The following is a 12,551-nucleotide window of genomic DNA, read 5'->3' as shown; positions in this document are numbered from 1 at the left end:
CATCCGCCAAAGCAACAGGCGAGATCGACAGGGGAACGACATGGCCGTTGCGGACGACATCGCTCTGATCAAGAAACAGGAAGCCACGCTTGTCTTTTCGGCCTTCGATGAAGCCGTCGCTTTCGAGATCGGCTCGGCGATCCGCGACCGGGCTCTCAAGGAAAACCTGCCGATCATCGTCGATATCAGAACTTTCGACCGGCCGCTGTTCTATGCGGCAATGCCCGGCTCGAACGCCTCCAATCCGGACTGGGCGCGGCGCAAGATCAACGTCGTGCGGCGGTTCCTGAAAAGCACCTACCGCATTGTGCTGGAGCAGCAGCGCCCCGACCGCAGCTTCAAGCCCGGCGAGGGGCTGGACGTTGCCGACTATGTGCTGGCCGGTGGCGGCTTTCCCATCACTGTCAAGGGCGCTGGCGTCATCGGCGTGATCGCCGTCTCCGGTCTACCGGAGCGCGAGGACCACGGAGTTGTCGTCCATACGCTGTGTAGCTACTTGGGCGTCGATAGCCAGGAGTTGGTCCTGCCGCCGGAAGCAACATCGTGACGTTGGCGCTGCCCCTCATCCGCCTGCCGGCACCTTCTCCCCGCGTAGTGACGGGGAGAAGGGCAACGCTCCAACGCTGGCGATCCCCTCTCCCCGTCTCTATACGGGGAGAGGGTAAGGGTGAGGGGCAGCGCAAACGCCGCAGAAGCTCGCACAGCGTCCGTGGTAGCTCAGTATGACCGCGCTCGATCCCAAGTCCTTTCTCATTTCGATCTTCAACGCCGCCGTTGCCGCCGCCGATCCCCAGAGGACGATCAAGGATCATTTGCCCGCAAGGCCGAAGGGACGGACGATCGTCATCGGTGCAGGAAAAGGCTCGGCGCAGATGGCGGCGGCTTTCGAGAAAGTGTGGGACCGGCCGATCGAAGGTTTGGTCGTCACCCGCTACGGCTATGGCGCGGCCTGCCGGCGCATCGAGATCATCGAGGCGGCGCATCCGGTGCCGGATGCCGCGGGGCTGGAGGCCTCGCGACGGCTGCTCGAAAAGGTCCAGGGACTGACTGCGGACGACCTCGTCGTGGCGCTCATTTCGGGCGGCGGCTCGGCGCTGCTGCCGTCACCTGCCGAAGGTCTGACGCTGGCCGATGAGGTCGCTGTCAACGAGGCGCTGCTCGCCTCCGGCGTGCCGATCGCCGCGATGAACACCATCCGCAAACATGTTTCCACGATCAAGGGCGGCAGGCTGGCGGCCGCTGCCTATCCAGCCAAGGTGGTGTCGCTGGTGGTCTCCGACATTCCGGGCGATAACCCGGCGCTGGTCGCTTCCGGCCCGACCGTTCCCGATTCCGGCAGCCGCGAAGATGCATTAGCGTCGATCGCCGCCTATGACATGAAACTACCGGCTTCAGTGATGGCGCACATCAATTCGCCGGCCGCCGATGCACCGCGCGTCGATGATCCGCGTTTTTCGCGCAACGAGGTACATCTGATCGCCTCGGCCGGCGTATCGCTGGAAGCGGCTGCGGCCGAAGCCAGGTACCAAGGTATCGAAGCGGTCATTCTCTCCGATTCCATCGAGGGCGAGGCGCGTGAGGTCGGCGGCGTCCACGCTGCAATCGCGCGCGAAGTGGCGACGCGCAACCGGCCATTCGCAAAACCGGTGCTGATCCTGTCGGGCGGCGAGACGACCGTGACCTTGCGCGCGAAAGGCAAAGGCGGCCGCAACTCGGAATTCCTGCTCGCCTTCGCCATTGGGGTCAGCGGCATGGCGGGCGTCCACGCACTGGCCGCCGACACCGACGGCATTGACGGTTCGGAAGACAATGCCGGCGCCTTCGCCGACGGCTCGACGGTGTCGCGGATGCATAAGGCGGGCGTCGATGCCAAGGCCATGCTTGCCGGCAACAACGCCTGGACGGCATTCAATGCCGTAGATGACCTTTTCGTACCCGGTCCGACCGGCACAAACGTCAACGATCTCCGGGCGATATTGATCAAATAGCTCAGGCGGCCATCAGCTTTTTCACCGCTCTCATATCCTGCAGGAACCGGTCGCGTTCTGCCTGCTTGTCCGCCGGCTCGCGAATGCGCAGGATGAAGGACGGGTGGATGGTGACGAAGACACGCAAGCCATCGTCGCGCTCCACGACGGCCCCGCGCATCTTCATGATCGGCACCACCTTGCCAAGCAGCGCCTGCGCCGCCGTTGCGCCGAGCGCCACCGCCAGATTGGGCTTGATCAGATCGATTTCCTTGTCGAGCCACCAGCGGCAAGCCTGCACCTCGCCGGCGTTCGGCTTGGAGTGGATGCGCCGCTTGCCGCGCGGCTCGAACTTGAAATGCTTGACCGCGTTGGTGACGTAGACTTTCAGCCGATCGACGCCGGCATCGTCCAGGATCGCGTCGAACACCTTGCCCGCCGGACCGACGAAGGGCTTGCCCGCCAGGTCCTCCTGGTCGCCCGGCTGTTCGCCGACGAAGATCACCTTGGCTTTATCAGGGCCCTCACCGAACACGGTCTGCGTGGCGTCGTGCCAGAGCGGACAGCGGCGGCAGATCTTGGCCGTTTCGCGCAGTTCAGGAATCGTCCTGGCGTCGATTTCTGTCGTTTCCGGAGACTTGCTTGCAGGCAAGCGTCTTGCCTGCACTTTGGCATGGTGCGGCGTCGGGGTTGTCTGCATCCTGGCGATCATGACTAAGGCGGCCTTGCTCGCTCGCTGCAATCAGACACGCAATGAGCAAAGCCCGCCGAAGGTTCCGTTGAAATTATTCCGCATGCGCCTTCACCGGCGGATGGCCGACGATGCGATGCCCTACACCTCGTGCAGATAGAGGTGATAATCCAGTTCGCTGACCGTGCGCGCCACGCGCAGATATTCCGATTGCTTGATCGCCACGAACGTCCGGTGCAGGTCTTCGCCCAATGCGCCCTTGAGGAAACTCGACGCCCTTGCCGCCTCGATCGCGGCGCGCCAGTCGACCGGCATCGTCGTGCGCGTGACGGCCGATTCGTAGCCATTGCCGGTGGTTTCGGGACCGGGGTCGAGGCCTTCGTCGAGGCCCTTGACGACACCGGCCAGCACCGTTGCCGCCACTAGGTAAGGATTCGCGTCGACGCCCGATGGCCGGTGCTCGATGCGGCGGTTCTTGGCATCGCCGGCCGGCACACGCAGTGCCACCGAACGGTTGTTGACGCCCCAGGTCGGCGCCACCGGCGCATAGGATTGCGAGACGAAGCGCCGCCATGAATTGGCATGCGGCGCGAAGACCAGCATCGATTCCGCCATCGTCTGGATCAGTCCGCCGAGGCCGCGCAGCAGCGGCAGCGACCAGCTTTCGCCGCCGGTTTCGGCAAAGACATTCTTGCCGGCATCGTCCAGCAGCGAGACATGAAAATGCATGCCCGAGCCGGCATATTTCTCGATCGGCTTGGCCATGAAGCAAGCGGTGACACCATGACGGCGCGCCTGCGCCCGCACCAGTCGCTTGAGCATCACGAGATCGTCGGCCGCCCGCATCACATCCTTGCGGTAGTTGAGCGTCAGCTCGTACTGGCCGGGCGCATATTCCGAGATGACCGTCTCGGCCGGGATGCCTTGCACCTTGGCTGCGGCGTAGATGTCGGAAAACAGCGGCTCCATGCCGTGCAGATGGTCGACGGAATAGACCTCCGTCTTGGCCGAGCGGCGTCCGTCAAGCACCGCGTGCGCCGGCTGCACCTTGCCTTCGGCGTCGCGCTCGTTGGCGAGCAGGAAGAATTCGAGCTCGAAGGCGCCGGCCGGATGCAGGCCCTTGGCCGCGAGGATGTCTACCTGGCGGGCGAGTGCCAGCCGCGGGTCGGACGACATCGGCTGGCCATCGAGATGGTACATCGCCATCAGCACCTGGCCGCGCGGCGGCTGGGTGCCGAACAGCGGCACCAGTGTGCCGGGGATCGGCCACGCCCGCAGGTCGCCGTCGCCCGTCGTCCAGATCAGCCCGGTCTCGTGAACATCCTCGCCGGTGATGTCGAGGCCGAGGATCGAGATCGGCATGTGCCGGCCCCCCTCGAAGATGCTCATCAACTCATGCCGGCGCACGATCTTGCCGCGCCCGACGCCATTGGCGTCGGTCAGCACGATGTCGAACGCTTCGATCTCGGGATGAGCGTCGAGAAAGGCCTGCGCCTCGGCGGGCGTCGAGCCCGAAGGGGATGCCGTGACCAGGTTCAAACTTTGCTTGGGCGCTTGTTTCATGCCGCAAGCTTGTCTCACGCCGTAAGCTTTGCCGCAACCGCGCCGAAGGCAGTGATCAGCCGGTTCACCTGGGCGGCGCTGGTCGCAGGAGAGATCAGCATCATGTTGTGGAAGGGTGCGATCAGCACGCCGCGATTGACCAGCGCGACATGGATTGCCGCCTCGAGCTCCGGCACGTGCGCAGCTTCCGCTTCGCCGCCGTTCCTCAGCGGGCCCGGCGCGCAGATGAACTCGACACGGGCACCGACGCGAGCAACATGCCAGGGCAGACGATAGCGATCGATGACGGCGGTCAGCCCGGCGTCGAGCCGCCGCGCCAGATGGTCCATATGGCTGTAGTTCTCGTCGGTCATGACGTATTCGAGCGTGGCGCGCATCGCTGCGAATTGCAGCGGATTGGCCGACAGCGTTGTCCCCATGCCGGAGTAGCCGGGCTCTTTCCGGCTGATATAAGCGGCATAGCGGGCCGCAACGTCTTCGCTCATGCCCCAGACGCTCGCCGGTACGCCGCCGGCAATCGGCTTGCCCAGCACGAACAGGTCCGGCTCCAGCCCGTATTTGCTTGAATAGCCGCCGGGACCGGTCGAGATTGTATGCGTCTCGTCGATTAGAAGCAGCGTGCCGGTCGCACGGGTGAGACGCCGCAAACCATCATGAAAGCCGGCTTCGGGCAGCACCATGCAGGAATTGGTCAGCACCGGCTCGGCGATGACGCAGGCGACATCGTTGCCCCGGAGTGCCGCGTCGAGCGCCGGCAGATCGTTGAACTCGACGACATCAGTCGCCCGCGTCAGGTCGCGGAACTCGCCGGCCAGTCCCGGTCGATTCACCGCTTTCCCGGCGACCAGCCGCACCATCGTCTCGTCGACCGAGCCATGATAGCAGCCGTTGAAGACCAGTATCTTCTCCCGGCCGGTAACGGCGCGGGCAACCCGCAGCGCGAAGCGGTTGGCATCGGTCGCCGTCGTCGCGATCTGCCACGACAGCAAACCGAAGCGCTGCTGCAGCAACGGCCCGATGGCGAGCGCGTTCTCGGCAGGCAGCATGTAGGTCAGGCCGCGTCCGGCCTGCCTGCGGATGGCGCGTGCGACCGGCGGCGGCGAATGGCCGAACATCGAACCGGTGTCGCCAAGGCAGAAATCGTCGAGCCGGTTGCCGTCGATATCTCTGATGATGGCGCCCCTGGCCCTATCGACGAGGATCGGGAACGGCGTCGGCCAGTCGTTCATCCAATGCATCGGCACGCCGCCGAAGAAGCCGGGCAGGCCATTGCCGATTTTCGCCATCGATTTTGGCCGCGCCCGGCGGAAGACTTCTGCTTCGGTCGCGCGCAACTCGGCGATCCGGGCCGGGCCGATGCCGCCGATGGAAGTCTTTGAATGGTTCATGACGTTCATGGCGGCCCTCTCAGTCGCACTTTAGACAATCGGCATCCGCCACCGCAATTGGCCGGGCGGCTGCCCTGTGTTGGGTCAGCGGTCGTTTGAATGAAAACAGGCGCTTGACCGCGAGCCGCCTTCGGGCGCCAATGGTATTTCGGCTGGAGGGGATAAGATGGTGCGGGCGACCGTCTGCGCAGCAACGCTGCTGTCGTCGGTTGGTGCGGCTCTGGCGTCCGGCGGCATCTGGTGTTCCGCCGAGGATGCAGCCGTCAAATTTCAGGTCGGTGCCGGGGTCACCAGTGGGCGGGCCGACCTTCAATTTTAGCGGCGAGCTCGAGATTCTGGGCAGGCCGGCTGGCGACAGTCTGCGCAAGACGGTGTTCGAGGATCAGAACCTCACGCAATATTGGCTCGACAACAAGGAATTGCGGCTGCTCGTCTACCACGAACGGCAGGTCGAAAACGCCCACGGCTATGTCGAACTGGCGATCCTGACCAAGGCCAGCGAGGAAGGCGTCTATGACGGTCGCTATTTGCTCTCAATCCATGGTGTAACGGCCGATGCCGAAAAGGACGGCAAGCAGGCTGAATTGACCGGCAAAGTATCTTGCGGAGCCGAGTAAGTAACAGGCTACGCCGAAATATCGATGACGCCGCAGTCGCCCGCAGCGCTGCCAAAGGCGACGCGGCGCTCTTCCTTGTCCCACATCATCGAAGTGACGGCGCCCTTGCCCGGCCGGCGCAACAGCACTTCCTTGGCGTCGGCGAAGCGCACCGCCATCACCATCCCGTCATCATAGCCGATAGCAACGACGTCCTGGCTCGGGTGACAGGCGACGGAGGTGACCATCGCATTGCCGCGCGTGCCGAGTTCCAGCGGCGCCTTGCCCATCGGCCCGTCTTTGCCGGAAAACGGCCAGACGATCGCCGCCGGCGCGCCGGAACTCGCCAGCCATTTGCCCTTGGCGCTCCACGACAGGCTTTTCACCTTGCCGGGGTAGCCGGACATGCGCATGTGCTTGCCGTCGGCGAGCTTCCAGCCATGCAGCGCGTTTTCCTGCATGGTGGTGACGACGAAGCCGCCGTCCGGCGAGAAGGTGATGCCGGTGTGGGCGCCGGCCCATTCGAGCTCGACCGGCTTGCCGTCGGCAGCCGGGAAGTGCAGCGTCGCGCCATTGTAGCGGGCAACGCCGAAGCGCATGCCCTTGGGCGAGAAGGCAAGCCCCTCGACTGAGCGCGGATGCGAGAATTCCCTGGTTTTGCCGTCGGCAAAGCGCACATAGGCAATCTTGCCCGAAGCATAGGCAACAGCGCCTTGCGGCCCGGCGGCGACGCTGGTTATCCATTTCTTGCCTGCGGTCGCCAATTCCGTTGTATTGCCGCCTGGGGTCACGGCAAAGATCCTGCCGTCCTCACCGCCGGTGATCAGTCGGTCGGTTGCCGCATCATGGAAGGCGGCGAGCATTCCGTCATTGGCCTCCACCGTCTTGTGGCCGTGGTCGAGCCGATGGATTGTGCCGTCGGCCAGCGCAAAATGCGGCACGTCGCCGAGAAACACGGCGGCGAGGCAGTGGCCTTCGAGATCGAGCGGGGCGACTGTCGGCATGAGAGATCATTCCGTTCGAGATTTCTGCTTGTCATCTAACCCCGCCGGGCTGTCGGCGAGGCTCCGCCTTCTCCCCTTGTGGGAGAAGGTGGATTGGCGCGCAGCGCCAAGACGGATGAGGGGTGCTGGACGGAGTGCCGTCCTTGCCAAGCTGGAACACCCCTCATCCGACCGAGCTTTCGCTCGGCCACCTTCTCCCACAAGGGGAGAAGGAGAGAAGGGGCAGCGCTAGCGCTATAAAGTCCGGAAATCAAGCGGCCTGGCAGGCCTCGAAGCTTGTCTTCAGTCGCTCGGCGTCGAGTTCGCGGCCGATGAACACCAGCCGGCTCTCGTGCTTCTCGTCGTCCTTCCAGGCGCGCTGGTGGTCGCCCTCGATGATCATGTGCACACCCTGGATGACATAGCGCTCGTCATCGCCTTTCAGCGCAAGGATCCCTTTCAGCCGCAGGATGTTCGGGCCTTCCATCTGGGTCACCTTCTCGATCCACGGGAAGAACTTTTTCGGGTCCATCTCGCCGCCGCGCAGCGACACCGACTGCACAGTCACGTCATGGATGTCGGAAGGGTGCGCATGATGATGCCCGTCATGATCGTGGTGATCATGGCCGTCGTGATCATGGTGATGGTGGTCATGATCATGATCATGATGGTCGTGATCGTCATGCGCCTCGAGGAAATGCGGATCGTTCTCCAGCGCCCGGGACAGGTCGAACGCACCGCGATCGAGCACCTCGGACAGCGCCACGCTGGCGCGTGTGGTGCGATGGATTCGTGCCGCCGGGTTGATGGCGCGGATCGTCGCCTCCACCTTGCTCAGCTCTTCGGGGGTGACCAGATCGGTCTTGTTGAGTACGACGACATCGGCAAAGGCGATCTGGTCCTCGGCCTCTCGGGAATCCTTCAGACGCAGCGGCAGGTGCTTGGCGTCGACCAGCGCCACCACCGCATCGAGCCTGGTCTTGGAACGCACGTCGTCGTCCATGAAGAAGGTCTGCGCCACCGGCACGGGATCGGCGAGGCCTGTGGTCTCGACGAGGATGGCGTCGAAGCGGCCAGGCCTGCGCATCAGGCCCTCGACGACGCGGATCAGGTCGCCGCGTACCGTGCAGCAGACGCAGCCATTGTTCATCTCGTAGATCTCCTCATCGGATTCCACGATCAGCTCGTTGTCGATGCCGATCTCGCCGAATTCATTGACGATGACGGCGTAGCGCTTGCCATGGTTTTCCGAAAGGATGCGGTTGAGCAGTGTCGTCTTGCCGGCGCCGAGATAGCCGGTGAGGACGGTTACGGGGATCTGCGTCTGTGCGTCGCTCATATTGTGCCTCGAATAGGAATTGTCGGCTCCATATAGGATGTGTGCTCGGCTTTTGCACGAGGCAAACCGGTGGGCCAAAGAGGGGCTGGTATTGCCGAACTTTCCTCACATTACCGAACTTTCATTGGCGCCGCCTGACAGCGGGCCCTAGATAGGCGGGGTCATTTACGGAGCTGTTCGCGTTGAAGAGGCGCCAGATGTCCGACAAGTCCTTGCCACTAAGCCGTCGGCAGGCGCTCGGTCTCGTTGCGGTTACCGCTGGCGGCATATTCCTGCCCGCCGGTGCAAGGGCCGGGCAGGTTTCGCCCTATGCCGGGCTTGCTTTGTTCGAAGCCGGTGCCGGCGTCTGCGCCATCACGCCCGAGGTCACCGAAGGGCCGTTCTATTTCGACCCGAAGCTCGAACGCGCCGATATCACCGAGGGCAAGAAGGGCATCGGCCTCAATGTGCGGCTGCAAATCGTCGACGCCGCCTGCCGGCCGCTTCCCGGCGCACGCGTCGATATCTGGCATTGCGATGCCCAGGGCACCTATTCCGGCTATCCCGGACAGGGCGACGGGCAGGATATCGACACGTCCGGCCAGAGCTTTCTCCGCGGCTGGCAGAGAACCGATGAAAGCGGCATCGCTTCTTTCGCCACCATCTATCCCGGCTGGTATCGCGGCCGCACCACCCACATCCATTTCAAGATCTTCCCTGACGACCGCTCGATGATGACCGGCCAGATGTTCTTCCCCGACAGCCTCAGCGAGCAGATATTCGCCACCGTCGCGCCCTATAAAGATCGCCCCGGCAAACGCGATACATCGAACGCGCGGGACGGCATTGCTCGGCAGGCCGGGTCGCTGTCGCAGGCAGCGCTGCGGGAAATGGCGGACGCCTATCAGGCGTTGATGGTGGTCGCGGTGAAAGCCGGTTGAGAACGCCTCGTCACGTCCCCATCCAGCCATTGCGGAAAGTCGTTTGTCATCTAACTGAAATAAACATCTGGCATTAGCCACGGCGAACACCGCGAAGCTTGCCGGCAAAGCTATTTTCCGAGCCGGAATGTTTTCGATCGTCATTGCCAATCGGCGGCCTGCTTCTATGCTGTCCGCTCCGGTTCGGCCGAGGAGGGATGAGCATGGCCAAGGCGGACAAGACTGCAACAATGAGCCGGCTGCATTCGGCGGCGCGGCTGGCGCGCACGGCGCTCGCCGCCCGGCTTCTGGCGCATGGTTTCTATGCCGGCCAGGACCAGATCATGCTGGCGCTCGACCGCGAGGACGGGCAGACGCCCGGCAACCTTGCCGGCCGCCTCGGCGTGCGTCCGCCGACCATCACCAAGACCATCAACCGGCTGCAGGCGCAGGGCTTTCTGGAGAAGCGGGCCTCGTCCGCCGATGCCCGCCAGGCGCATATTTTCCTCACCGACACCGGCCGCGAAATCATCCACGCCATCGAGAAATCGGTGAAGAAGACCGAAAAGCAGGCATTGAAGGGTCTCGACAAGAAGGATCAGAAAGCGCTGTTCAAGCTGCTTGCCCGTGTCGAGGCGAACCTTTCGAACGGCGAAATGGTGCTCCCCGATGACGAACTGGATATCGAGGACAAGATCCTTGAATAAGGTCACGCGTTCGCCGCTGGCGGCCGTCGCGTCAGTGCCGACCAGCGTCCCGGTGTGACGCCGAACGCCTTTTTGAAATGCCGATTGAAATGGCTTTGGTCACTGAAGCCGGCTGCGATGGCGATTTGCGCCAGTGGCTCGTCGGCTTCGATCATCCGACGGGCTCGTTGAAGCCGGCGCATCAACAGGAACCGGTGCGGGCTGGTGGAGAAGGTGGCGCGGAAATGCCGCGACAGGGCATAACGGTCCAATCCGGTTATCGCCTCCAATTCATCCGAACGTACAATCCGCGCGACATTTTCCTCCAGATAGTCGCGCGCCAGGCTGGCGGCGCGCCACGCAGTTTTCGCTACCGGTTTCGTCGGCTGACCGGCGTGCCGGGCCAAGCTTTGCATAAGCTGCGTCATGAAATCGACGACAAACAGCTCGTCCAGTTCCTGATTCAACGGCCCGAGCGCGGAAAGCAGCGTCGCCCGGAGATCGCGGTCTGTCACCACGGCATTCCCGACGAATGGCAGTGATCCGCCGCCGAGACAATCGAGCATCAGGGACGGCTCCAAATAGAGCATTCTGTATCGCAAGCCGTCTTCGGTGCCGGCACCGCCATCGTGCAGTTCGTCGGGATGAAGGATAATGATCTGGCCAGGCAGGCTCTGATGCGTTTGGCCGCGATAGCGGAAGCGCTGCACGCCATAAAGCGTCACCCCGATCGCATAGGTGTCGTGGCGATGGAGATCGAAGGCATTGCCGTGGAACCGGGCCTCGATGCGTTCCATCCCGGCAGCACCGGGTGCCGGTACGATGCAGTTCTCGGCTGCATCCACGCACAAACGTCCAAGACCCTGAAAGGCTTCCCGGTCCAGATCGTGCGCCATCGCTTCACTCGCAGCCTCGGATTGGCCCCCTTTTCGGATTGGAAACTGTCGCATGTTCGATACGAAATTTGCAATCGTGCTCAAGGATGATCTTCCCGTCTGGCAAAAGCTCAATGTCACCGCCTTTCTGACCAGCGGCATCGTCGCGCAATTTCCCGACATTATCGGCGACCCCTACCGTGATCGCGCCGGCAATATCTACAACCCGCTGTCGATCCAGCCGGTCATCGTGCTTTCGGTGGACGGCCAGACGCTCGGCGCGATCCAGCGGCGGGCGCTGGAGCGTGGTGTGACGGTTTCGCTCTATGTCGAGGAAATGTTTTCGACCGGGTATGATCTGGCCAACCGCGCCGTCTTTGCCGAATTTGCGCCGGAGGATGCCAAGGTGGTCGGCATCGCGCTTCGCGCCGAAAAGAAGCTCGTCGACAAGATCACCAAGGGCGCCCGCATGCACGCCTGAGTCGTCGGCCACTAGGTCGGCCACTGGGAAACAAACTGAGCCTGCCGGCGGCTGTCGTTGTGCCAGCCTGTTTTGGCTTGCCCGCAGGCGACAATTGCCGCATTGGTGAGGGACTGCCTTGCTTCCCGTCCGGCCTGAAATTGAATGCTCCCCCAAGACAAGACGAAAGCGCGACATCGCCGGCGGCGATCCTGTGCATGCTTTCCGTCTATGTGTTTTTCACCTTCCTCGACACCAGCAGCAAGTACCTTGTGCTGGCCGGCGTCTCGGCGCTGATCGTCGCCTGGACCCGCTTCGCGGTCCATGTGCTGATCGTCGGCGTCTTTCTGCGCGGATGGCGTGAGCCGCTGCGCTTTCGTCCCGCCAACCTGCCGGCGCATCTCACGCGCGGTCTGCTCCTGTTCGGATCGACGATATGCAACATTCTCGCGCTGCGGACGCTGCAGCTGGCAGAAACCACCTCGATCTACTTCTTCGGCCCGATGGTGATCACCGCGCTTGCCGGTCCGTTGCTAGGGGAATGGGCCGGCTGGCGGCGCTGGCTGGCGATCATGAGCGGCTTTGTCGGCGTCCTCATCATCACCCGGCCGGGCGTCGGCGTTTTTGGCGTCGGCCATCTCTTTGCGCTCGGCTCGATGCTATCGAACAGTTTCTACGTCATCATGACGCGCCGCATGTCGGCCACGGAAACCTCGGAAAGCCTCATCCTGTTTTCGGCGCTGGCGCCGGCCGTTCTGCTGCTGCCGACACTGCCGTTTTCGCTTTCGCTGCCGCAGGATGGCTGGCACTGGTTCATATTGCTGATGCTGGGCGTCTTCGGCGCCATCGGCCATTGGCTTCTTGTGCAGGCCTATCGCCTTGCCACCACCACGGCCCTGGCCCCCTATCCCTATTCGCAGATGATCTGGATGATCATCTCCGGCCTGATCGTCTTCAACCAGTTTCCCGACCGCTGGACGCTGGCCGGTGCGACAGTCATCGTCGCCAGCGGCCTCTACATCGTCCACCGCGAGCACCGGCTTCGTGTGCGCAACCGCGCGACGCTGGACGCGGAGGCGGAAGCGCTGGCAAAAAAACTTTGAT

At 63.2% G+C, this 12,551-nt stretch carries 13 protein-coding genes; 7 read left to right on the top strand and 6 right to left on the bottom strand.

Going from position 1 to position 12,551, the window contains the following annotated elements; genetic code table 11:
- Window positions 1-40: 40 nt before the first annotated feature.
- Entirely contained in the window at window positions 41-547 is a 507-nt protein-coding gene (locus NKI97_RS25290; RefSeq protein ID WP_352452226.1) for a heme-degrading domain-containing protein, read from the top strand.
- 175 nt (window positions 548-722) lie between these two features.
- On the top strand, window positions 723-1,988 hold the full coding sequence (locus NKI97_RS25285) for a glycerate kinase type-2 family protein (RefSeq protein WP_352452225.1): 1,266 nt from the start codon (window positions 723-725) through the stop codon (window positions 1,986-1,988).
- A gap of 1 nt (window position 1,989) precedes the next feature.
- On the opposite strand, the gene NKI97_RS25280 is transcribed toward NKI97_RS25285, so the two are convergent.
- The 3 genes from NKI97_RS25280 to NKI97_RS25270 all read right to left on the bottom strand — a co-directional run bounded on the left by NKI97_RS25280 (window position 1,990) and on the right by NKI97_RS25270 (window position 5,618).
- On the bottom strand, window positions 1,990-2,667 hold the full coding sequence (locus NKI97_RS25280) for a UdgX family uracil-DNA binding protein (protein WP_023676234.1): 678 nt from the start codon (window positions 2,665-2,667) through the stop codon (window positions 1,990-1,992).
- Window positions 2,668-2,799: 132 nt separating this feature from the next.
- On the bottom strand, window positions 2,800-4,221 hold the full coding sequence (locus NKI97_RS25275; protein ID WP_352454740.1) for a glutamine synthetase family protein: 1,422 nt from the start codon (window positions 4,219-4,221) through the stop codon (window positions 2,800-2,802).
- Window positions 4,222-4,235: 14 nt separating this feature from the next.
- Window positions 4,236-5,618 (bottom strand): aspartate aminotransferase family protein, encoded by a 1,383-nt coding sequence (locus tag NKI97_RS25270; protein WP_352452223.1) that lies wholly within the window; start codon window positions 5,616-5,618, stop codon window positions 4,236-4,238.
- Between the two features lie 284 nt (window positions 5,619-5,902).
- Between NKI97_RS25270 and NKI97_RS25265 the strand changes: the two genes are divergently transcribed.
- On the top strand, window positions 5,903-6,226 hold the full coding sequence (locus NKI97_RS25265; protein WP_352837156.1) for a hypothetical protein: 324 nt from the start codon (window positions 5,903-5,905) through the stop codon (window positions 6,224-6,226).
- An 8-nt stretch (window positions 6,227-6,234) separates the two neighbouring features.
- On the opposite strand, the gene NKI97_RS25260 is transcribed toward NKI97_RS25265, so the two are convergent.
- Together NKI97_RS25260 and NKI97_RS25255 are read right to left on the bottom strand one after the other, a co-directional pair.
- Window positions 6,235-7,209: a WD40 repeat domain-containing protein gene (locus NKI97_RS25260; RefSeq protein ID WP_352452221.1), complete on the bottom strand. Its 975-nt coding sequence runs from the start codon at window positions 7,207-7,209 to the stop codon at window positions 6,235-6,237.
- A gap of 250 nt (window positions 7,210-7,459) precedes the next feature.
- Complete coding sequence (locus NKI97_RS25255; RefSeq protein WP_352452220.1) at window positions 7,460-8,527, bottom strand: CobW family GTP-binding protein; 1,068 nt, start codon at window positions 8,525-8,527, stop codon at window positions 7,460-7,462.
- A 197-nt stretch (window positions 8,528-8,724) separates the two neighbouring features.
- Here NKI97_RS25255 and NKI97_RS25250 point away from each other — a divergent pair, with 197 nt between their 5' ends.
- The gene (locus tag NKI97_RS25250) at window positions 8,725-9,447 is read left to right on the top strand and encodes an intradiol ring-cleavage dioxygenase (protein WP_352452219.1); all 723 of its coding nucleotides are present in this window, start codon (window positions 8,725-8,727) and stop codon (window positions 9,445-9,447) included.
- 203 nt (window positions 9,448-9,650) lie between these two features.
- Window positions 9,651-10,133 (top strand): MarR family winged helix-turn-helix transcriptional regulator, encoded by a 483-nt coding sequence (locus tag NKI97_RS25245; protein WP_352454736.1) that lies wholly within the window; start codon window positions 9,651-9,653, stop codon window positions 10,131-10,133.
- Between the two features lie 2 nt (window positions 10,134-10,135).
- Here the strand turns inward: NKI97_RS25245 and NKI97_RS25240 are convergent, their stop codons facing one another.
- Entirely contained in the window at window positions 10,136-11,008 is an 873-nt protein-coding gene (locus NKI97_RS25240) for an AraC family transcriptional regulator (protein WP_352452254.1), read from the bottom strand.
- A 52-nt stretch (window positions 11,009-11,060) separates the two neighbouring features.
- Here NKI97_RS25240 and NKI97_RS25235 point away from each other — a divergent pair, with 52 nt between their 5' ends.
- On the top strand, window positions 11,061-11,468 hold the full coding sequence (locus NKI97_RS25235) for a DUF2000 family protein (protein WP_352452217.1): 408 nt from the start codon (window positions 11,061-11,063) through the stop codon (window positions 11,466-11,468).
- Window positions 11,469-11,665: 197 nt separating this feature from the next.
- On the top strand, window positions 11,666-12,550 hold the full coding sequence (locus tag NKI97_RS25230; protein WP_352743835.1) for a DMT family transporter: 885 nt from the start codon (window positions 11,666-11,668) through the stop codon (window positions 12,548-12,550).
- Window position 12,551: the final 1 nt, after the last annotated feature.

It is taken from the genome of Mesorhizobium sp. M0296, assembly GCF_040321675.1.
In the GTDB taxonomy this organism is placed as follows: Bacteria; Pseudomonadota; Alphaproteobacteria; order Rhizobiales; family Rhizobiaceae; genus Mesorhizobium.
This window is presented reverse-complemented; position numbering and strand designations above follow the sequence as displayed.

Bases quoted from the DNA above. Each gene is read 5' to 3' on its own strand.
- NKI97_RS25275 (WP_352454740.1), bottom strand. From the start codon at position 4,221: ATGAAACAAGCGCCCAAGCAAAGTTTGAACCTGGTCACGGCATCCCCT.
- NKI97_RS25255 (WP_352452220.1), bottom strand. From the start codon at position 8,527: ATGAGCGACGCACAGACGCAGATCCCCGTAACCGTCCTCACCGGCTAT.
- NKI97_RS25270 (WP_352452223.1), bottom strand. From the start codon at position 5,618: ATGAACGTCATGAACCATTCAAAGACTTCCATCGGCGGCATCGGCCCG.
- NKI97_RS25280 (WP_023676234.1), bottom strand. From the start codon at position 2,667: ATGCAGACAACCCCGACGCCGCACCATGCCAAAGTGCAGGCAAGACGC.
- NKI97_RS25250 (WP_352452219.1), top strand. From the start codon at position 8,725: ATGTCCGACAAGTCCTTGCCACTAAGCCGTCGGCAGGCGCTCGGTCTC.
- NKI97_RS25230 (WP_352743835.1), top strand. From the start codon at position 11,666: ATGCTTTCCGTCTATGTGTTTTTCACCTTCCTCGACACCAGCAGCAAG.
- NKI97_RS25245 (WP_352454736.1), top strand. From the start codon at position 9,651: ATGGCCAAGGCGGACAAGACTGCAACAATGAGCCGGCTGCATTCGGCG.
- NKI97_RS25285 (WP_352452225.1), top strand. From the start codon at position 723: ATGACCGCGCTCGATCCCAAGTCCTTTCTCATTTCGATCTTCAACGCC.
- NKI97_RS25260 (WP_352452221.1), bottom strand. From the start codon at position 7,209: ATGCCGACAGTCGCCCCGCTCGATCTCGAAGGCCACTGCCTCGCCGCC.
- NKI97_RS25240 (WP_352452254.1), bottom strand. From the start codon at position 11,008: ATGGCGCACGATCTGGACCGGGAAGCCTTTCAGGGTCTTGGACGTTTG.
- NKI97_RS25235 (WP_352452217.1), top strand. From the start codon at position 11,061: ATGTTCGATACGAAATTTGCAATCGTGCTCAAGGATGATCTTCCCGTC.
- NKI97_RS25290 (WP_352452226.1), top strand. From the start codon at position 41: ATGGCCGTTGCGGACGACATCGCTCTGATCAAGAAACAGGAAGCCACG.